Below are 19,393 nucleotides of genomic sequence, written 5' to 3'. Positions count from 1 at the left end.
TCTGAATCGGCATTGATGCACCGAAGCGATGCCCGTCTGATGCAAACAGTCCTGATCTTTGGCGCGGGCTGCGGCACGGTATCCGGTGCCGCGCACCATTTCCGGGTGGCGCAGCCGTCGCATTCAGACGATTTTCCCAACACGCCAGCGCCAAACGGTCTTGACACCGACAGTTACAGCTTAACCGCTTTTGATGATGACCTGATGGCGTTTCGATAGCTCCCGCATCGCGGAAATCGTGGCGACGCATCCCAAGCACAGGGAGCTTTCGCCATGACCGATCGCAGCGCCGACCACTGGTATCCGACAGCCGCCTATCTTTACGTCCTGCACCTCGACGACCCCGCGCTGGCCTGGGAATACCTGCGCAGGAATCCCGACTACCGCCGCGACTGGCTGCGCCGTCGCCGCCGGCCGGACGCGGCGCAGGCTTGGAGCCTGCGCCTGATGGAAGACCCGGCCCTGGATGCGCGCGACGCGCATCCAGCCTGGTTCCCTGACCACGATGCCGTGGTGCAGCTCTATCCCGACGCCGACCCGCCACCCGAAGCCCATACCTTCGAGTTCTGGCGCGTTCCCGGCCGCAAGCAACTGATCCACGATGGCAAGCGCCTGGTGCTGGTGTCGCATTGGCCCGGCTGCTGCCTGCGGCTCGCGCTCGCGACGGGCCTGGAGGACGGCGTGGCCTACGTCTACGCCACTCGCGCTTGCGCCACGCCCTGCGCGCGCTATCGCACGCTTGCGGCGGAACTCGACGCCCTGGCCGCCGCCACGGTTGCCGCGCCTGCGGCGGCGGCCCGTTCGCGGCCCACGCCTGCCGCACTGCTGGAGCTGCACACCTTGCAGGCGCTCGACGCGACCCTGGCGGGCGCGTCCTTGCGCGAAGTGGCCGAAGGGCTGTTCGGTGCCGATGCCGTCGCGGGCGACTGGCACAAGGACGGTGCCTTGCGCGCCCGCGTGCGCCGGCTGGTGCGGCGTGGCGAGGCGTTGATGCGCGGCGGTTATCGCAGCCTGGCGCAGCTTCCGCCAGTTGCAGCGCAGTAAGGGGGGACGTTTTGCAGCTCCTGCAATTCGTCCCTTAGCAGGAAGCCTGAATTTCTTGAAAGTGCCTTCATCCGGCCGCGTGGTGTGGCCGGGCTTGATGGAGGTTCATCCCATGCGACCCGCTCCTTTACGGCCTGCCGCCACTGTCTCGACCGCTGCCGCGCAGCCGCAGCGTTATCTCACCAACGACGAAGCCGCCGAGTACCTGCGCCTGTCGCCGCGCACGCTGGAAAAGCAGCGCGTGATCGGCGGCGGCCCGCGCTTTCGGAAGTTCGGCCGTCGCGTCATGTACGCCGTGGCCGACCTCGACGCCTGGGCTGCCGACCGCAGTTTCGAGACGACTTCCGATCCCGAGTACGCCGAGCAGCACTCGGCCGATAGCCGTGCGCGCTGACCGGCAGCGTGCGGCCAGCCATCGCCATGTCCAGCCCCGCGTTGCCATCCCGGCAGCGGCCCTCGCAGGAGCGCGAACAGCTCGACCTGTTCCGCGCGTTGCCGGGCGACATGGCGCCGCGCGACAGCCAGGACTTGATGGCCTTTCCGTTCTTCTCGCTGGCGAAGTCGCGGCGCGTTGCGCCGATCGACTTCCGGGCGGGCAACGTCACGATCCGCGTGGAGGGCACTGCCGAGCACGGCATCGCCACGATTTGGGATGCGGACGTGTTGATATGGGCAGCCTCGCAGATCGTGGAAGCCCGCGACGCGGGCCTGCGGCCGTCGCGGCTGATGCAGGCCACGCCCTACGAGATCCTGCGCTACATCGGCCGCGGCACGTCGCTGCGCGACTACCAGCGCCTCAAGGCGGCCTTGGATCGCCTGCAATCGACCACGGTGGCCACGTCCATCCGCGAGACGACCGGACGCCGCCTGCACCGCTTCTCATGGGTGAACGAATGGCGCGAGCTGGCCGATGCCCGAGGCGTGCCGCTGGGTATCGAGCTGATCCTGCCCGACTGGTTCTATGCGGGGGTGATGGATGCCGCCCTGGTGCTGACCATCGACCCGGCGTATTTCCGGCTGACCGGCGGCATCGAGCGATGGTTGTACCGGCTGGTGCGCAAGCACGGCGGGCGGCAGCAACACGGCTGGCAGTTCGATTTCCGACACCTGTATCGGAAATCCGGCAGCACCGCCAAGCCCTACGACTTCGCCTGCGACTTGCGCGCGCTCGTCGCGCGGCAGTCGCTGCCCGGTTACGTCCTGGGCATCGAGCGGATGCCGGACAGCGGCGCCGAGCTGCTGACCTTCCGGCCCGTGCCGCATACGGCACGGGGATAACTCCGGGAGAGCCTGTGAATCGTGTCGTGCTATCAGGCGTGCGGGGTATCGTGCTATCAGGCGTGGGACTATCGTGCTATCAGGCGTGCCAATCGGCCGCAAACCCGCACCAGCACTGGGTTTGCGCGCCCTCTAACTTCCCTAACTTAAATTCTCTAACTTGTAGTAGGGAAACGCCGCTGCGGTGGACAACCGCCACGCGGCACGAAACGCAGCAGCAACAGCCAGGCTTTCCAGCAGGGAGGGCCAGGCCATGATCGTCGCGCTGCTCAACCAGAAAGGCGGCGTAGGCAAGACCACACTCGCCACGCACATCGCCGGTGAACTCGCCCTGCGCGGTCAACAGGTGATCCTGCTTGATGCCGATCCGCAGGGTTCATCGCTGGACTGGACGCAGCGCCGCAGCCAGCAGGGCTTGCCACGGTTGTTCAGCGCCGTGGGCCTTGCACGCGAAACGCTGCACCAGGAAGCGCCAGAACTCGCCAGGCGGGCCGATCACGTCGTCATCGACGGGCCACCGCGCATCGCCGCCCTGGCGCGCTCCGCGCTGCTGGCGGCCGAGCGCGTGCTGATCCCGGTGCAACCCAGCCCCTATGACGTGTGGGCCAGCGCCGAGATGGTGGCGCTGATCCGCGAGGCGCAGGTGTTCCGGCCTGCGCTGCGCGCGGCCTTCGTCATCAACCGGCGCGTCAGCACCACCATCATCGGCCGCGAGGCACGGCAATCGCTGGCCGAACAGCCCCTTCCTGCGCTGCGCTCGGAAGTGCATCAGCGCATCGTATTCGCCGACAGCGTGGCCGCTGGCCGACTTGCACGCGAGACGGCACCCGACAGCGCCGCCGCCCGCGAAATCACCGCCCTGATGGACGAACTGCTGCGGTGGCCGACATGACAGAGAAGCAGCCACCCAACCACAAACGCACGGGCAAGCGCGTCGGCATCGGCACACGTCCGCCCGCGAATCCACACGCCGAGGCGTGGATTCGGCAAGGCGACGCCGATGCACTCAACAGAGGCGACCTCTACACGGCCCGCCTGACCCTCGACATCACGCCCGCGATGCGCGCCCTCATCAAGGTGTCGGCGTTCACGCAAGGCGTGACCGTGGCCGACCTGTTGCGCGCGCTGCTGGAACGCGAGTTCCCGGAGAAGACCCCATGAATGCGCAACTCTCGGCGACCACGGCTGCGCCGCCGCCATCGTTCGCGGTGCGCGCCGGTCTGGGCAGCGCCGCGCCATTGACCCGCGTTTCGCTCGCCTACATCGAGCAGCGCATCGACCTGTATCTGCGCTTCGGCGAACCGGCGCGCATCGTCCGGCTCGACCGCTGGCGGCGCGTGGCGGTGTTTCTGCCGAACGCGATGTTCTGCCGCATCCGCTGGCAGGCCAACGACTACGGCACGATCCGCTGGCAGCTCATGGTGATGCAAGCCTGCACACCGCTGGACGCGGCGCAGCGCATCCCCGGCGTGCAGCCGGGCGCGCGCCTGCTGCTGCGCGCCGAAGGTGAAAGAGCCGTGCGCGCCGTGCTGGAACGCATCGACAGTATCGAAGCGCTCTGCATCGCGCCCGCTGACGCTTCACCCGCGTACTGGCGCACGCTCGCCAACCGGCTCGCCGCGCGCCTGCCGCTGCCCGAATACACCGCCGAGCGGCACGCCGCCTGGCTCGCCGGGAAGGTGCTGTCATGACCGCTTCGACCAGCACAGCCAGCACTACGGGCGCCGCGCCGCGTCATCGCTCACGCCTGCGCGCTCGCATCGTCGTGGCGACACTGGCCGCTCTCGGCCTCGCTGCGCTGGCCTGGGCGGCTTTCGTGTCGCCGCTGCCGCGCCTGACCTACAACCCGTCCGACAGCGTGGCAGTCGGCTGGTATCGCATCGACCCATTCGACCCGCGCACCGCCTCGCTGCCACGTCCGTTGTCCGTGGACAGCATCGTGCTGGTGCCGCTACCGGCCACGGCCGCCGCGCTCGCTGCGCAGCGCGGCTACCTGCCGGTGCGCGTGCCACTGCTCAAACGTGTGGGCGCGGTCGCGCCGCAACACGTTTGCATCGTCGCCGGTCAGGTACGCATCGACGGCGTGCCGGTGGCCGCCGTGCTGCCCGCCGACCGGCTGGGTCGGGCACTGCCGTCCTTGCCGCTTTGCCGCCGCCTCGAATCGGGCGAGCTGTTCCTGTTGAGCGTGACCAATCCGGCGTCGTTCGATGGCCGGTACTTCGGGCCGGTGCGCGCATCCGCCGTGATCGGCGTCGCGCACCCGGTCTGGCTGGAGAAGCGCCCATGATCGCCGCCGATTCGCTGCGCGTCATCGTGCTATCAGGCGTGTCGATCCGGTGGCGTTTCGCGTGTCGGCGCGCGTGCAGTGCGAGCGCATCCGCGCCGCACGTTGCGCTGCCTTCCCATGTGCAGGCGTCTTGCCTCGAACGCGCCCGGCCTATGGCCGTCGCCGCGTTCGCCGGCGCGCTGGCTGCTTGCGCAGCAGCGCCGCCGGGCCGCCGCTGCCCGGAGCGCCAGCGAGGGGCAAAGGCGGAAGGCAAGACAAAAGGACGCGGCACCGGCCCGCGTCGAAAGCCAGTCTGCACGTGGGGATGGCGCAGCACGGCGCGGCTTCGCCGCCGTGCCGCGTGTGGCGCGAGGCCCGCGCCATTGCAGGCATGTCCGCGTGCTTCGCACTACAGGACACGCCGCAGCTTTCAGGGAGCGCAGCCATGAGCGACCGCCGCGACGACGATTTCCGGGTGCGCCCGAACCCTCCAAAGGCCCCGAAGAACCGGGGCAAGGGCCAGGGACAGAGCTTCGTTTCCAAGGTGCTCAAGCAGGCAGGCAAGGCCAGCAGCGGCAAGTCCACGGTGCGCCGCCCAGCATCGGCGCGAGGCACCGGCCAGCGCCCCGGCTCGCGCCTCGGGCGCGGCCACACGGTGGCGCGTTTCGCGGGCGCGAAGCTGACGCCCATGTCGCGGCGCATGACCATCAAGACGCTGCTGGTCAATCACCAGCGGGCCAGCCCGCAATCGCTCGCCAAGCATCTGCGCTATGTTGAGCGCGACGGCGCGGGCCGCGATGGCGAACCGGGCCGGGCCTACGGGCCACAGGCCGACGAAGCCGACCTGGACGCCTTCAAGGAACGCTGCACCGATGACCGCCACCATTTCCGCTTCATCGTTTCCCCGGAAGACGGGGGCGAGCTGGACGACCTGCGCACCTACACCCGGCATCTGGTGAACCGCATGGAAGCCGACCTGGGCATACGGCTGGATTGGGTGGCGGTCGATCACTGGAATACCGACAACCCGCACACCCACCTGATCGTGCGCGGGCGCGACGACACCGGCAAAGACCTCATCATCGCGGGCGACTACATCGCCCACGGCTTCCGCCATCGCGCCGCCGAACTGGCGACGGAGTGGCTGGGGCCGCGCACCGAACTGGAGATTCAGCAGACCTTGCAGCGCGAGGTGGAGCAAGAGCGGTGGACGAGCCTGGATCGCACCTTGCAGCGCGAGGCCGGCGACGATGGCCTTGTGCATGTGGAACACCTCAACGAACCCCGGCTGCAACGCCAGCGCCTGCTGCTGATCGGCCGCCTGCAACGCTTGCAGCGCCTGGGCCTGGCCGACGAGACGCAGCCGGGCACCTGGGCCGTCCATGCCGATGCGGAGAAGACCCTGCGCGCCTTGGGCGAGCGTGGCGACATCATCCGCACCATGCAGCGGGCCATGCGCGGCGAGCCGCGCGAGCTGGCGGTGTTCGAGCCTGGCGACGATGGCCGAACCATCCTCGGGCGCGTGGCCGCGAAAGGACTGGCCGACGAGCTGCGCGACCGCGGCTATCTGGTCATCGACGGCGTGGACGGCAAGGCGCACTACGTCGCGCTCAACGCCCGCGACGAGCTGGCGAACTATCCGGCCGGGGCCGTGGTGGAGGTGAAGGGATCGGCCGACGTGCGCGCTGCCGACAGGAACATCGCCGCGCTGGCGAGCGATGGCCTGTACCGCACCGACCACCACCTCGCCATCGCGCAGGGCCAGGCCGTCCCCGGACGCGACCCGCAGGAGGTCGTGGCCGCCCATGTCCGCCGTCTGGAAGCCCTGCGCCGCGCGGCCATCGTGGAGCGCGTGGCCGAAGGGCTATGGAAGGTGCCGGGCGACCTGCCCGAGCAGGGCCGCCGCTACGACGCGCAGCGCCTGGGCGGCGTGGCCGTGGAGCTGAAATCGCACCTGCCTATCGAGCGGCAGGCGCGCGTGATCGGCGCCACTTGGCTGGACCAGCAGTTGATCGGCGGCGGCTCGGGCCTGGGCGACCTGGGCTTTGGTGCGGAGGCCAAGCAGGCGATGCAGCAGCGCGCCGACTTCCTGGCAGAGCAGGGGTTGGCCGAGCGGCGCGGACAGCGCGTGATCCTGGCGCGCAACCTGCTGGGCACGCTGCGCAACCGGGAGCTGGCCCAGGCCGCGAAGGACATTGCCACCGAAACGGGTCTGGAGCACCGGCTCGTGGCCGACGGGCAGCGCGTGGCGGGCATCTACCGGCGCAGCGTCATGCTCGCCAGCGGGCGCTACGCAATGCTCGATGACGGCATGGGTTTCTCGCTGGTGCCGTGGAAACCGGTGATCGAGCAGCGGCTGGGCCAGCAGCTTGCCGCCACGGTGCGCAGTGGCGGGGTGTCGTGGGAAATCGGGCGGCAGCGTGGGGTTTCTTTGGGATAGCTACTTGAGACTGTGCGCCCCATGAACATGACCCCTGCGCGTTGCCAGCTCATGTACATGGCGGGATGCCGAGGACAACTCGGTCAGGATGCCGCATTGGCTAGCCTGCCTGGATTCACGGCAGCTTTCCCGCAAGGTCTTGAGCTGCCGCTCCAGCGCTCTCAACTCCTTGATGCGGGCAGCCACATGACCGATGTGTTCGTCGAGCAGGTCGTTCACCTGCTCGCAGTTCTCGTGCGGCGAATCCTTGAAGCGCAGCAACACCCGGATCTCGTCCAGTGTCATGTCCAACCCTCGGCAGTGCCGAATGAATGACAACCGGTCAACGTGTTCGCTGGCGTACATCCGGTAGTTGCCGTCTGTCCGGGCTGTTTCGGGCAACAAGCCTTCACGCTCGTAGTACCGGATCGTTTCTACCTGCGTGTGCGCAGCCTTGGCCAACTCGCCGATTTTCATAGCTTCACCTTGAGCGATGGCGTTTTCTTCACAGGCTTTATTGTAGGTTCTTGACTCTGTAGCGGGTATAGGGTTTCCAATCCACCTGACAAGGAAGTTTTCATGAATTCTGCCCACCCACACCAACACGCCGACGCTGCCTGCTGCGGGAGTGACTGTGCAGCAGCGCCCGCAATGTTTCAGCCAGCAGCATCTGGGGCGACGCCTGTCGAACCGCAGCGCTTTCGCATAGCGAACATGGACTGCGCTTCGGAAGAATCGGAAATCCGCCGGGTGCTGGAGGGCATGGAAGGGATTCATGGCCTGCAATTCAACTTGGGGGATCGAGAACTGGCTATTGTGGCCGATGATCATTCGCTGCCTCTAGCCTTGGAAGCAATCCGCAAGGCAGGCTTCAAGCCGGAGCCTCTCGATACAGACCCGTCCGCTGCCGTTGCCGCTGCTGCCTCACCAACGGGTTTCTGGATGACCTGGGGCAAGTCGTTGGGTGCCTTGGGATTGGCCGTGGCGGCTGAAGGCCTAGCATTCGCCTTTCCAGACAGCCAGCCGATCAAGGTACTAGGGATGGCGCTGGCCGCAGCGGCCATCGCGCTGTCGGGCTTTTCTGTCTATGGCAAGGGGCTGGCTGCGTTGCGGCAGGGGCGCTTGAACATCAATGCCCTGATGACCGTGGCCGTGACCGGCGCTTTTCTGATCGGTCAGTGGCCTGAAGCGGCGATGGTGATGGCCCTGTATGCCATCGCGGAAGCCATTGAGTCGCGCGCCGTCGATCGTGCGCGCGGCGCCATCAAGAGTCTGCTGGCACTCGCACCCGAGCAAGCGGAAGTGCGTCAATTGGATGGCAGTTGGGAGCGCATCGGTGTCAAAGTGGTCGCCGTGGATGCGACCGTGCGCATCCGTCCCGGTGAGCGCGTTCCGCTGGACGGCATCGTGACACTGGGCCAGAGCGCCATCGACCAGTCTCCCGTGACCGGCGAAAGCTTGCCGGTGGACAAGGTGCCCGGCGATGAGGCCTTTGCCGGCACCATCAACCAGTCTGGAGCGCTGGAAATCCGCGTCACGGCCCCAGCTTCCGACAGCACGCTGGCGCGCATCATCCATGCGGTTGAGCAGGCTCAGTCTTCCCGTGCGCCCACCCAGCGCTTCGTGGATCGCTTTGCAGCAATCTACACGCCTGCAGTGTTCATCCTGGCAGTCGCTGTCGCCCTCCTGATGCCGTGGTTCATGGGGCTGACCTGGATGCAGGCCGCCTACAAGGCTCTGGTGCTGCTGGTTATCGCCTGTCCCTGCGCCCTGGTGATTTCCACGCCCGTCACCGTCGTCAGCGGGCTGGCGGCGGCGGCGCGGCGAGGCATTTTGATCAAAGGCGGCGCTTATCTGGAGGACGCACGCAAAATCAAAGCCGTGGCACTGGACAAGACTGGCACCATCACCGAAGGCAAGCCCAGGCTAGTGGCCTTCGAGGCAGTGGACACTCGTGTTGACCCGCAGGTTCTGGAAGGGCTGGCCAAAAGCCTTGCGTCGCGCTCGGATCACCCGGTGTCCAAAGCCATCGCGGACGGCGTATCAAGGGCCGTTCAAGAGGTCGGCGAGTTTCAGGCGGTTGCCGGTCGTGGCGTGCAGGGGGTGATGGAAGGTCAGCCTTACGTGCTGGCCAATCACCGCTGGATCGAAGAGCGCGGGCAATGTTCGGCTGAACTCGAAGCCCGCCTTGCGATACATGAACAAGCGGGCCGCACCGTCACGCTGCTGGCCAGCAGCGAACGGGTCATGGCGATCTGCGCGGTGGCCGACACCATCAAACCCTCGTCCGCGCAGGCCGTGGCCGACCTGAAGGCGCTGGGCGTGACGCCGGTGATGCTAACGGGGGATAACGTGGCGACGGCACAAACCGTCGGAAAGCAGGCGGGCATTTCCGAGGTGCGCGGCAACCTTCTGCCCGAAGACAAACTGCGCGCCATCGGCGAGCTTCAGCAACGCCTAGGCGCCACGGCGATGACGGGTGACGGCATCAACGATGCCCCCGCACTGGCCCAGGCCGACATCGGCTTCGCGATGGGCGGTGCGGGTACCCACACAGCGATGGAGGCCGCCGACGTGGTGGTCATGAACGATGACCTGCGCCGCCTGCCCGAAACGATCCGGCTGTCCAAGCGCACCCACGCCGTGCTGTGGCAGAACATCGCGCTCGCGCTGGGCATCAAGCTGGTGTTCCTGCTGCTGGCCATCTTCGACGATGCCTCCATGTGGATGGCCGTGTTCGCTGACATGGGGGCGAGTTTGCTGGTGGTGTTCAACGGGTTGCGACTGCTCGGGAAGCGGGCGGGCAAATAGACCGAAGTCTGGAGTATTGAAAATGGGAATCCTGGATCGAATTTTTGGCGGACATGGCGGTGGGCATGGCAGTTCCCACGGGCATGGAAATAGCCACGGCTACGGCGGCAGTCCGAGCGGTCACGACTGGGGACGCAATCCAGCGCCTTCGAGCAGCGGCATTCCGTGCCCGCAATGCAAAGCGATCAATCCGCAGGGTTCTCGTTTTTGCAGCCAGTGCGCAGCATCGCTGGTGCCGGCATCGTGCGCGAAGTGCGGTAGCGTCGTTCAGACCGGTGCGAAATTCTGTGCTCAGTGTGGCAATGCGGTGATCTGAATCATGGTGATCTCGGCCTGGGTGTACACCTTGATCCCAGCAGTGGCCGCCATCATCGGCGCTGCGATCGCGGTGAGCGTGCGCCCAGGGCCAACGCTGGTCAGCGCGATTCAACACTTTGCCGCTGGCGTCGTGTTCGCGGCGGCAGCCGGCGAAGTCCTGCCCGACATCATGCACCGGGGCTCGCCCTGGGCAACGTTGATCGGCGGTACAGTCGGCGTCGCCACCATGCTGCTGGTGAAGCAGTTGGAAGCGTGGGCAAAAGGGCCGACCGGTCTTTTGACGGCGATCGGCATCGACATTCTGATTGATGGCCTGGTGCTCGGCATCGGGTTTGCGGCTGGCCCGAAGGTCGGCCTGCTGCTCACCATCGCTCTGACCATCGAGGTGCTGTTCCTTGGCCTGACGGTGGCGACGAAACTCGGTGAGAGCGTTCGCTCTCGTGCCAAGATCGTTGGGATAACGACCGCGCTCGTGTTCTTGCTGCCGATCGGGGCTTTGCTCGGAGCGCCGGTGGCGTTTTTACCCAGCCCCGTCCTGACCGGCTTCTTCGCGTTTGGTCTGATTGCGCTGCTCTACCTCGTGACCGAAGAACTGTTGATTGAAGCGCACGAGACGCCGGATCGCCCCTGGGTAACGGCGATGTTCTTTGCCGGCTTTCTGGCCTTGCTATTGCTGGAGGAAGCTATTGGTTAATGGAAGCGCCTGTTGGTGATACTCACGCAGGTGTAGCTATTGCGTGTGGTAGATCGGACACTGCGAGCCCGATGGACGTGACGCCAGCGCTCGAATCGACCATAGTCCGCCCTCCGTGCATGCGGGCGATGGCGGCCACGATGGCCAAGCCCAGTCCATGGTTGCGAACGGCGTCCGGCCGCGCTACATCCACTCGGTAGAAGCGGTTGAACAGATAGGGCAGATGCTCTGCCGGAATGCTGTGACCTTGATTGACCACTCGCAAGGACACCTCGTCACCCAGTCGATTGATCTCTACGACTACTGTGCTGTGTGGGCGAGCATGCCGGGTCGCATTGTCGATCAGATTGGACAGTCCACGCTGCAATAGGCGTATGTCGGCCATGCACGTGGCGTCGCCGTCGACACGCAACTGAAGGCCAGCCTCCTCGATGGTCGCCTCGTGCAGATCCGCCACTGCGGTCGCGACATCGGCCAAGCTGGCAATGTATTCGCGGCGAGCCGTGGCACCGCGGTCGGCCTGCGACAGAAAGAGCATGTCCTGCACGATCATCGACATGCGCTGGAGGTCTTCGAGTTGCGAGCCCAGTACATCCCGAAGCGAGTCGACATCGCGTGCCTTACGCAAAGCGATCTCAGTGCCTCCCATCAGGGTTGCCAATGGCGTGAATAGTTCGTGAGCAACATCGGCATTGAACGCCTCCAGTTGTTCGTATGCCTTTTGCAGGCGCTTCAGAAGCTCGTTGACATGGGCCACCAATGGCGCCAACTCGTCGGGCTGTGTGAACCGCCCCGGGAATGAACTGACCCCCAGAAGTTGGACGAACTTCAAGGGGTCTCATGAAGAAGTACACAACAGAGTTCAAGCTGGAAATCGTCCAGAGCTTCTTGGCAGGCGAAGGCGGCGCCAAACTGTTGGCTCGGCGGTGGTCGGTGCCCGAGGAGAAGATCCGCACGTGGGTGAACCATTACCGGCTCTTTTCGCGAATACTGATGATGCACTCATCTGCCGATGGCCAGCGCAAGCAGCGCAGCGGGCTGCGGCCCCGTGGGCGCAAAGCGGTCGAGCATGCGAAACCATCCCAGATACGAATCGAGGTACTTGGTAGCCACGCCCTTGAAGCGGCGCATCCACCCGCGCAGGCGGCTGACAAAGGCGTTGACGTTTTGCACATGCCAGGGGCCTCTGACGCGTATGCCTCCACTGACGTTGACGCCCTGGTGCTCGACACCCAGGGCGCGCGCAGCACTGGCCAGGGTGACGCTGCCATCGGTGCACAAGACCGTGTCAGGGGGCAGTATGGGCGCGAGTGCCGCCTGCACGCTGGCTGCCTTGTGGGAGTCCAGGATGACATTGGCCGTCGCACCCGCGCGGTCGCGCGCCATCAGCACGGGCGTGTATTCCCAGCTCCTGGCGCCCGCCAGTGCCTTGTCGCCACGCGCTCGCGCTTTGCGCAGCAAGCCTCTTTGGCCCTTGCACGAAATGCGGAAATAGGACTCATCGGCCTCGGCAATGCCGCGCAGCTGGCGCGCCTGCACGCCCTTGGGGCAGGCCAGAAAGCGGTGGCGCCAGCGAAAGGCGGTGCTTTGGGCTATGCCCAGACGCCGGGCCACCTGAGCCAGCGGCAGGCCCTCGTCCAAAGCGGCAGCGTGCGCCATCCATTTGTCACGCAGGTGCAGCCGCGCCAGGGGCGTGCCGCTCAAGGCGTTGAAGGTGCGCTTGCACTGGCGGCACTTGAAGCGCTGCAGGGCGTTGGCCGAGCCGTTCTTGACGACTGCCGTGCTGTGGCAGTGCGGGCATCCGGGGTGCTCGCCGGCGCTCGCTTCGATGACGCCGCTCACCTGGCTGCGCGCGCTCAGCAGTCCAAGGGCGGCCGCCAGTTGCTGGCGCTGCGGGTGCGTGAGCGCGAGCAAGCTGTTGATCAAGCGAGTCATTTGCTGTTGTCTCATCACGTTCTCCTGAAGCGGGCGCGCTCGCGCTATGTCTCCAAGATGGGGGCTAGGAGACGCAGGAAAAGTACCTGTCACTAGCATTCGCGAAAAGAGCCCCATTACCGCCTGCATGGCATCGACGGGTTGCTCCCCAAGCGCAGCGCGTACAGTGCGCAGTTCAAACTGCAGGTGCTGGCCCATCAGGATCGGGAGCAGCTTTCGAGTCGCCAGGTCGCGGCGCTCTATGACATCCGCAACTCCAACCAAGTCGTGGTCTGGCGACGCAGTCTCGATCAAGGCCGCTTGCAGACTCTTGAGATCCAGAAGGAAGAGCGCCCCAAGATGGAGCCAGAACGAAGCCGTGAAGTGCCGCCAAACATGGTCGCACCTGATGCGGCGCGAACCCTGCGAGAAGAGAATGAACGACTGCGCGCCGAAGTCGCGTACCTAAAAAAATTGCAGGCCTTGATCCGGTCCAAGAGGTCAGCTGCGCCGACAACCGCTTGCGCCATGGCCTGCGGGCCACGCGTGTTGACGCAAGCCTCTTCGATGTGAAGAGCGGCTACTCCCCAATGACGGCGCGAGTGTAGCAGTGCTGCGGCGCGCGCATGGTCGCCGACCGGTGGTTTTTGGTTCGCGTTCTGTTCCGGGCGTTGCTCCGACGGCTCGACCACACCGCCATCAGCCGATCACCCCAAATCAACTGTGACCATAATTTGATCGTCATTCGAGTGCGCCGTCGCCGATCCATCATGCATACGCGCGATGGCCGCCACGATGGCCAAGCCCAGACCATGATGGCGCGTGGCGCCAGCACGAGAGTCATCTATTCTGTAAAAGCGATCGAACAGACGCGGTAGCTGTTCACGCGCAATCGGTGTGCCCTGGTTGGTCACTTGCAAGTTGACCCGGTCGTTTCGTTCCGCGATTTCCACTCGGACCAGCGAACCGTGCTCGGCGTACTGAGCGGCGTTGGACAGAAGGTTCGAGACAGCTCGCTCGATCAACGGCTGGTCAAACTCCCCTTGGGCATCGCCGTCGATGGATAACCGTAAATCACGCTCGGCGAAGATGGTTTCGTGGTACTCGGCAATTTTTCCGACAAGTGCGGCAAGACTGGGCACCGGTGTACGCCGTGCCAGCGCCCCGCAGTCGGCCCGCGACAAGAACAGCATGTCCTGGACGATGCTGGACATCCGTTGCAACTCCTCCAAATTCTCGCCGAGGAGATCGCGTAGCTCCTGCTCGCTTCGAATTCTGCGCAGTGCCAGTTCCGTGCCAGTGATCAAATTGGACAGTGGCGTGTTGAGTTCGTGCGCGACATCGGCGTTGAAGGCCTCCGATTGCTCGTAGGCACGCTGGAGTCGTGCCAGTAGATCATTAAACTGCGCGACCAGTGGCTCAAGTTCGTCGGGTTGCGCGGAACCGTCGAATCGTCTGTGCAAGGTATCCGCGGTCAGACGTCGTGTCTGTTCTACCAGCTCGCGCATCGGCCTCAGCCCGCGGCGCACCAGCACATAACCGCCTGCAGACACCAGCGCGGCGCCGATCAACGCGGCCAGTGCCAGTGTGACACCGATGCGGCGAAGCAGAATGCGGTCACTGAGCGTGTTCAATGCAAGTTCAGCGGTCAGAACACCCTTTGGGGCGCCGGTCAGGTCCGCAGTAAAAACGCGCAGACGCGTCGATGTTGTGCCGGTCGCGGTGGTCACCGGCCGTCCGTACAGCAGCGCGCCGTCGGCGCGTTGCAACGTCAGTGAAAGATCTCGATGCCCGACCAGCACGTCGTCGAGCGCGTGACGCAGCGCGTCCGGGTCTGCGGCGATCGAGGCTTCTGACAGGATGTGGCGTACCTGCGCTTCCTTTTCCTGCAGCGTGCTGACTTGCTGAGTTTCAAAACCCAACAGGGTCGCAATGTAGACCGCCGCGCAAACCGCGGTCAGCCCCGCCAGGCTCTGCAAGGCCAGCCATATGGACAAGCGGCCCCCAAGCGACGACAAGCGCGCAAACCTCACAGCGGGCGCGGCTCCAGCACGTAGCCCATGCCGCGCACGGTGTGCAGCAGGGGCTGGTCGAACGGGGCATCGATCTTGCCGCGCAGGCGGCGCACGGCCACATCGATGATATTGGTGCCGTGGTCAAAGTTGACATCCCAGACCTGCTCGGCAATCTCCGTGCGCGACAGCACCTGTCCCGAACGCCGCATCAACAGCGCCAGAAGCTGGAACTCCTTGGCCGACAGGTCCAGCCGCTGGCCGGCGCGGGTCGCGCGCCGCCGTGCCAGGTCCACCCGCAGGTCAGCGACGGACAGCAGCACGCCGCCGTCGAGCGGCCTTGACGCCCCGGCCCGCTTGAGCAGCGTTTCGATGCGCGCCACCAGCTCGGAGAACGCGAAGGGTTTGACCAGGTAGTCGTCCGCTCCGGCCTTCAGGCCACGCACGCGATCTTCGACTCGAACACGCGCCGTCAGCATCAGCACCGGGGTTTGCCGAGACTGGCGTAGCGCAGCCAGTACTGCCATGCCGTCGATGCCCGGCAGCATGCCATCGAGCACGATCAGGTCGTACTGACCTTCCATAGCCGAGTGCAGTCCGTCTACCCCGTTGTGGACAGCGTCCACGACGTAGCCTTCCTCGGACAAGCCTTTGCTCAGGTAATCGGCGAGCTTGACTTCATCCTCCACGATCAGCAGCTTCATTCATCGTACCTCGTCAGGGGGCAGGCCTGAATGACAAAACTGTCATGCGGCGGACGCACTTGTGTTCGCAGGCGGGTTCTAAAGTTGCATCCATGCCTCGCGGCATGCATCGCGGCTTTGCAGCAAGTTCGCATATTCAATTTGAAAGGGATTTTTGTCATGACCCGCCAATTTTCTACCTTGGTCATCATCGCTGGTCTTCTGGCTGTTCCCGCGTTGTCGCAAGCCAGTTCGATCTGGCACGATACCGGTAGCGGTGACGCAGTCCAGTTCACACCGGAACACTGGAACTCCACGAAGACACGCGCTGAGGTGATGGCCGACGTCCGTGCTGCCAGCGCTGATGGAACCTTAGGAATCCTGCGAGTGGGTGGATTCTCCGCGCCAGCCAAAAGTTCGGCTAAACCCTTGACTCGCCAGCAGGTGATCGAGGACATGGGCGCCGAGTCCACCCGGGCGAGGGAAGCGCGCCAGATGCAATATCTCAATTGAGCATGGGCTTGCTTGACAAGTGGTTCATGGGCCACCACTCCGGTGGACGCCACGGACGCACTGGTCATCACGGTTACGCCGGCAGTGACGGCGACCCGGCGATGCGCTGCGCGAGCTGTGGAGCGGAAAACACCATGACGGCCCGGTTCTGTCAGCGGTGCGGAGCTCCGCTGGCACCGGCCGCGTGCACCCAGTGCGCGGCACCGCTGTCACCCGGTGCCCGCTTTTGTGCCGGATGTGGCAAACCGGTGGGCGGAACGAACTGAAGCCACCGAATTCGCTGATGAGCCGACTCGGATTGAGTGTTGATGCCAACGGTGAATTTCCAATAGATTGCAAGCGAACTGTCACCTGATCCATCTAAAATCCTGCCTCCCATGCTGCGCGCGATTTCGATCCTTCTGTTGTTGCTGATGCCGTTGCAGGCCATTCATGCTGCTGCGGTGTCGTATTGCCAGCACGAGCGCAGTGCGGTCACCGCGCATGTTGGCCACCACGCGCATGAGCACCGGCAATCGGGGCCGTCGGCGTCGGTCTCAGATCAATCCTCCGACACTCAGCCTTTGGCCGGCGATCTGGATTGCCTGAGCTGTCATGGATCGTTCGGTGTCGCAGAGGTGGTCCTGCCGTGCAGCATCGCTCAGCCGCGGGTGTCGCAGCGACCCGCTGACGTCACGAGCACGATTCCCGAGCCGCCGCCGGCGCTGCTCGAGCGCCCGAAGTGGCTCGGCCTCGCCTGACCGGCGAGGCGCGAGCGGTCTTTTCGTCCCAGACGAACTCTAGTATCGATACTGGAATGGGCGGCTGTCATGCCGCCCTGATGGCCCGTGCCTAGCCGGTTTTTCCTCGTGTTCAACGGAGATCAACCGGATGCATATTTTTCGAACCTCTACTCGATCACATTGGCTGGCCAATGCCAGACAACTCACCGTGGGCTGGCTTCTGGTGGGGCTGCCGCTCGGCGCGGCATGGAGCGCGCCGGCCGCCAATCCGCCGTCAGCATCCCTGACCGACGCCGCGGAGGCCATCACCACCGAGGGCACTCCCAGCCACATCGCCAGCTTGACCCTGCGCGATGCCATTGTTCGGGCCGAGCGGGGCAACCCGGTACTTCGGGCCAAGCAAGCGCAGAGGGCTGCCGCCGAGGGGGTGAGCGTGGAGGCCAGCGCCTTGCTGTTCAATAACCCCCAACTGTCGCTGGACGCCGCCGCGCGCAGCGTGCAGCAGGCGGGAATGGGCAACGAACGCTATCGCGAAACGGGTCTTGGCGTGTCGCAGTCTTTCGAGGTGGCGGGCCAGCCCGGCTATCGCCGGGAAGGTGCGCAGGCCGCACTCGATGCGCTGCGCCTGGAGATCGACGACACGCGCCAGCAGCAGCGTGCCGACGTCGCCCAGCGCTTTTATCGCGTGCTGGCACTGCAGCAGCGCGTCGAATTGGAGGCCTTGGCTGCGCGCCTGTTCGATGAGACCGCGCGCGCCGTCGAGCGCCGCCGGGCGGCGGGTGAGGATACCCGGCTGGACGCCAATGTGGCGCGGGTCGAGGCCGAGCGTGCAAGCAACCAGTTGGCCCAAGTGCGCGAGCAGCTCATCGAGGCCCGCAGCGCCTTGGCCGTGCCCCTGCAACTGCCGCCGGAGCAGCTTCCACAAGTCTCGGGGGACTTGGGTTTGGATCCCCTTGAATATGCAGAAGGCGATCTGATGGAACGCGCGCGCTCCCAGCCCCGTCTGCAAGCCTTGGCCTTGCGCCAGCGCAGCGCGCAGGCCAAGCTGAAGCTGGCCGAAGCCGCCCGCTATCCGGATGTGACGCTTGGACTCAGCGTGGGCCGCGAAGGGCCGCCCGGTTCGCGCGAGCGCGTGACGCGCTTGACTCTGTCGCTGCCGCTGCCGCTTTTCAATCAGAACCAGGCGAGCATCGGCACTGCCTTCACGGAAACAACCCAGGCCGAACTCGAGCGTGAAGCCGCGGAGCGCGACGCGCCGGCCGCGGTACATGCCCTGTGGCTGCGGCTGCAAAGCCTGCGCCAACGCGTCGAGCGGCTGCAGCAGAGCGTGATCCCGACGCTGTCAGTCAACGAGCAATTGAGCGGCAAGTCGCTCAAGGCCGGCCAGATCGGCCTGCTGGAACTGATCGTGGCCAACCGGCAATCGATCGATGCGCGGCGCGATCTCGTCGATGCCCAGCTCGACTACCACACCACCCGCTTGTCGCTGGAAGCCGCCGCCGGCTGGAGCGGCGAACCACGAGGAGTTTTTTGATGATCCATTCACTCACCCTGTTCCGTCGGGTACCGGCTGTTTGCGCGGTACTGGCCGCAGCGCTGCTGGCAACGGCCTGTGGCGGCGGCAAATCAGCGACCGAGGCCGGATCCAGCCAAGTGGTCAGCGCCGCCGAGACCGAGCATGCCGAAGGTCCCGAACTGAAGTTGTCGCCACAGGAGGCCGAGCGTGCTGGCCTGCAGGTGCGGACGCTGGAGCCCCAACCACTTCGTTCTGTTGTGACCGTAACGGCCACTATCAAACCGAACCAGGATCGCTTTGCCCGCGTCGCGCCCCGCGTGGAAGGGCGCCTGTTGGAGGTCAGCGGTCGTTTGGGTGAGACGGTGCGCGCCGGACAGGTGTTGGCCACCCTGGATTCCGTTGCGCTGGGTGAAGCGCAAAGCGCCTTGCGCCAGGCCCAGGCGGCGCAGCGTGTGACGCAGGCCGACTTCGACCGCGCCCAAGGTCTGGCAGCCGATGAAATCATCCCCCAGAAGGATTTGTTGCGCGCTCGCTCGGAGCTGGACAAAGCCAATGCCGAGCTGCGCGCCACGCGCGACAAGCTGCGCTTGCTGGGTGCCAACGGCGGCGAGGCCGATTTCACGTTGCGCGCACCCATTGCCGGCACGGTGATTGAGCGCAAGGGAGCGGCCGGGGAACTGGTTACGCCGAGCGAGGCGGTCTTCACCGTGGCCGATCTGTCCAAGGTGTGGATCGAGGCCAATTTGTCAGAGGACCTGCTAGGCCGCGTCCAGGTGGGCGCGCCGGCCAGCGTATCGGTCGACGCCTATCCAGGCACGCGCTTTGCCGGCCGCGTGACTTACATTGCCAGCGTGCTGGACTCAAACACCCGCACGGTGCCGGCACGCATCGAGGTGGACAACGCCGACACTCGCTTGAAGCTCGAGATGTTCGCCACCGCCGCCATTGACACCGGCGCCGTCCAGGGGCAGGTCCTCAGCGTGCCGGACGCCGCTGTCGTCCTGATGCAAGGGCAGCCGACCGTCTATGTCCAGGTTGATGGGGGCTACTACGCGCGCGCGGTGGAGACCGGAGACAAACAGGGCGGTCGCACCGTGATCAAGTCGGGCGTGCAAGCGGGCGAGCGTGTGGTCATGGCGGGCACGTACGCGCTCAAGGCGCGCCAACTCAAGTCGCAGATCAGCGACAGCCATTGAGGACCGC

The 19,393-nt window shown here is 65.4% G+C and carries 22 protein-coding genes, 1 pseudogene and 1 riboswitch; of the genes and pseudogenes, 18 read left to right on the top strand and 5 right to left on the bottom strand.

Annotation, left to right across the window (positions count from 1 at the left end; all coding sequences use genetic code 11):
* The first annotated feature begins 39 nt into the window (after positions 1-39).
* The 9 genes from FOZ74_RS04190 to FOZ74_RS04140 all read left to right on the top strand — a co-directional run bounded on the left by FOZ74_RS04190 (position 40) and on the right by FOZ74_RS04140 (position 7,028).
* A complete protein-coding gene (locus FOZ74_RS04190; RefSeq protein WP_146911899.1) occupies positions 40-219 on the top strand; it encodes a hypothetical protein in 180 nt (59 codons plus the stop codon).
* Between the two features lie 54 nt (positions 220-273).
* A complete protein-coding gene (locus tag FOZ74_RS04185) occupies positions 274-1,044 on the top strand; it encodes a DUF2285 domain-containing protein (RefSeq protein WP_146911897.1) in 771 nt (256 codons plus the stop codon).
* A 112-nt stretch (positions 1,045-1,156) separates the two neighbouring features.
* On the top strand, positions 1,157-1,438 hold the full coding sequence (locus tag FOZ74_RS04180; RefSeq protein ID WP_033987191.1) for a helix-turn-helix transcriptional regulator: 282 nt from the start codon (positions 1,157-1,159) through the stop codon (positions 1,436-1,438).
* 26 nt (positions 1,439-1,464) lie between these two features.
* Positions 1,465-2,322 carry a replication initiator protein A gene (locus tag FOZ74_RS04175; RefSeq protein WP_146911895.1) on the top strand — a complete coding sequence of 286 codons (858 nt, stop codon included), beginning with the start codon at positions 1,465-1,467 and terminating at the stop codon, positions 2,320-2,322.
* A gap of 253 nt (positions 2,323-2,575) precedes the next feature.
* On the top strand, positions 2,576-3,214 hold the full coding sequence (parA, locus tag FOZ74_RS04165; protein ID WP_146911893.1) for a ParA family partition ATPase: 639 nt from the start codon (positions 2,576-2,578) through the stop codon (positions 3,212-3,214).
* Positions 3,211-3,483 carry a chromosome partitioning protein ParB gene (locus FOZ74_RS04160; protein WP_146914067.1) on the top strand — a complete coding sequence of 91 codons (273 nt, stop codon included), beginning with the start codon at positions 3,211-3,213 and terminating at the stop codon, positions 3,481-3,483. The genes parA and FOZ74_RS04160 overlap by 4 nt, the downstream gene beginning before the upstream one ends.
* Positions 3,480-4,013: a DUF2840 domain-containing protein gene (locus FOZ74_RS04155; protein WP_146911892.1), complete on the top strand. Its 534-nt coding sequence runs from the start codon at positions 3,480-3,482 to the stop codon at positions 4,011-4,013. Before FOZ74_RS04160 ends, FOZ74_RS04155 begins: the two co-directional genes overlap by 4 nt.
* On the top strand, positions 4,010-4,609 hold the full coding sequence (locus FOZ74_RS04150; RefSeq protein WP_146911891.1) for a S26 family signal peptidase: 600 nt from the start codon (positions 4,010-4,012) through the stop codon (positions 4,607-4,609). Before FOZ74_RS04155 ends, FOZ74_RS04150 begins: the two co-directional genes overlap by 4 nt.
* Before the next feature lie 424 nt (positions 4,610-5,033).
* Positions 5,034-7,028: a relaxase/mobilization nuclease domain-containing protein gene (locus FOZ74_RS04140; RefSeq protein ID WP_146911888.1), complete on the top strand. Its 1,995-nt coding sequence runs from the start codon at positions 5,034-5,036 to the stop codon at positions 7,026-7,028.
* Here the strand turns inward: FOZ74_RS04140 and cadR are convergent, their stop codons facing one another.
* Positions 7,029-7,484, bottom strand: a complete 456-nt coding sequence (gene cadR / locus FOZ74_RS04135; RefSeq protein WP_146911887.1) for a Cd(II)/Pb(II)-responsive transcriptional regulator — start codon at positions 7,482-7,484, stop codon at positions 7,029-7,031. It abuts the gene before it with no gap.
* A gap of 102 nt (positions 7,485-7,586) precedes the next feature.
* Between cadR and FOZ74_RS04130 the strand changes: the two genes are divergently transcribed.
* From FOZ74_RS04130 to FOZ74_RS04120, 3 genes are read left to right on the top strand one after another with little or no spacing between them, the layout of a single operon-like run.
* Entirely contained in the window at positions 7,587-9,818 is a 2,232-nt protein-coding gene (locus tag FOZ74_RS04130) for a heavy metal translocating P-type ATPase (RefSeq protein WP_146911886.1), read from the top strand.
* A 22-nt stretch (positions 9,819-9,840) separates the two neighbouring features.
* Positions 9,841-10,134, top strand: coding sequence for a double zinc ribbon domain-containing protein (locus tag FOZ74_RS04125; protein ID WP_146911884.1), 294 nt, complete (start codon positions 9,841-9,843; stop codon positions 10,132-10,134).
* A 3-nt stretch (positions 10,135-10,137) separates the two neighbouring features.
* Positions 10,138-10,830 carry a ZIP family metal transporter gene (locus tag FOZ74_RS04120; RefSeq protein WP_146911883.1) on the top strand — a complete coding sequence of 231 codons (693 nt, stop codon included), beginning with the start codon at positions 10,138-10,140 and terminating at the stop codon, positions 10,828-10,830.
* Positions 10,831-10,852: 22 nt separating this feature from the next.
* Here the strand turns inward: FOZ74_RS04120 and FOZ74_RS04115 are convergent, their stop codons facing one another.
* Complete coding sequence (locus tag FOZ74_RS04115) at positions 10,853-11,662, bottom strand: ATP-binding protein (RefSeq protein ID WP_349291076.1); 810 nt, start codon at positions 11,660-11,662, stop codon at positions 10,853-10,855.
* 8 nt (positions 11,663-11,670) lie between these two features.
* Between FOZ74_RS04115 and FOZ74_RS16540 the strand changes: the two are divergent.
* Positions 11,671-11,745, top strand: a pseudogene (locus FOZ74_RS16540) (hypothetical protein); the annotation flags it as partial.
* An 87-nt stretch (positions 11,746-11,832) separates the two neighbouring features.
* On the opposite strand, the gene FOZ74_RS04110 reads toward FOZ74_RS16540, so the two are convergent.
* From FOZ74_RS04110 to FOZ74_RS04095, 3 genes are all read right to left on the bottom strand, one after another.
* Positions 11,833-12,780 (bottom strand): IS1595 family transposase, encoded by a 948-nt coding sequence (locus tag FOZ74_RS04110; RefSeq protein ID WP_146911882.1) that lies wholly within the window; start codon positions 12,778-12,780, stop codon positions 11,833-11,835.
* Between the two features lie 435 nt (positions 12,781-13,215).
* Positions 13,216-13,345: riboswitch (yybP-ykoY riboswitch) on the bottom strand.
* A gap of 106 nt (positions 13,346-13,451) precedes the next feature.
* Positions 13,452-14,741 (bottom strand): heavy metal sensor histidine kinase, encoded by a 1,290-nt coding sequence (locus FOZ74_RS04100; protein WP_255437772.1) that lies wholly within the window; start codon positions 14,739-14,741, stop codon positions 13,452-13,454.
* A gap of 32 nt (positions 14,742-14,773) precedes the next feature.
* The gene (locus FOZ74_RS04095) at positions 14,774-15,460 is read right to left on the bottom strand and encodes a heavy metal response regulator transcription factor (protein WP_146911878.1); all 687 of its coding nucleotides are present in this window, start codon (positions 15,458-15,460) and stop codon (positions 14,774-14,776) included.
* A gap of 159 nt (positions 15,461-15,619) precedes the next feature.
* On the opposite strand from FOZ74_RS04095, the gene FOZ74_RS04090 reads away from it, so the two are divergent.
* From FOZ74_RS04090 to FOZ74_RS04070, 5 genes are all read left to right on the top strand, one after another.
* Complete coding sequence (locus tag FOZ74_RS04090) at positions 15,620-15,952, top strand: DUF4148 domain-containing protein (RefSeq protein ID WP_186764654.1); 333 nt, start codon at positions 15,620-15,622, stop codon at positions 15,950-15,952.
* A gap of 2 nt (positions 15,953-15,954) precedes the next feature.
* Positions 15,955-16,218, top strand: coding sequence for a zinc ribbon domain-containing protein (locus FOZ74_RS16505; RefSeq protein WP_146911875.1), 264 nt, complete (start codon positions 15,955-15,957; stop codon positions 16,216-16,218).
* Between the two features lie 111 nt (positions 16,219-16,329).
* Entirely contained in the window at positions 16,330-16,692 is a 363-nt protein-coding gene (locus FOZ74_RS04080; RefSeq protein ID WP_146911874.1) for a hypothetical protein, read from the top strand.
* A gap of 190 nt (positions 16,693-16,882) precedes the next feature.
* Complete coding sequence (locus FOZ74_RS04075; RefSeq protein ID WP_186764653.1) at positions 16,883-18,208, top strand: TolC family protein; 1,326 nt, start codon at positions 16,883-16,885, stop codon at positions 18,206-18,208.
* Positions 18,208-19,386 carry an efflux RND transporter periplasmic adaptor subunit gene (locus FOZ74_RS04070; protein ID WP_146911871.1) on the top strand — a complete coding sequence of 393 codons (1,179 nt, stop codon included), beginning with the start codon at positions 18,208-18,210 and terminating at the stop codon, positions 19,384-19,386. Before FOZ74_RS04075 ends, FOZ74_RS04070 begins: the two co-directional genes overlap by 1 nt.
* The last annotated feature ends 7 nt before the right edge of the window (positions 19,387-19,393 follow it).

Origin of the sequence: Comamonas flocculans (genome assembly GCF_007954405.1) — a bacterium.
Taxonomy (GTDB): Bacteria; Pseudomonadota; Gammaproteobacteria; order Burkholderiales; family Burkholderiaceae_C; genus Comamonas_C; species Comamonas_C flocculans.
The sequence above is the reverse complement of the archived record's forward strand: the minus strand, read 5'-3'. Positions and strand labels throughout refer to the sequence as shown.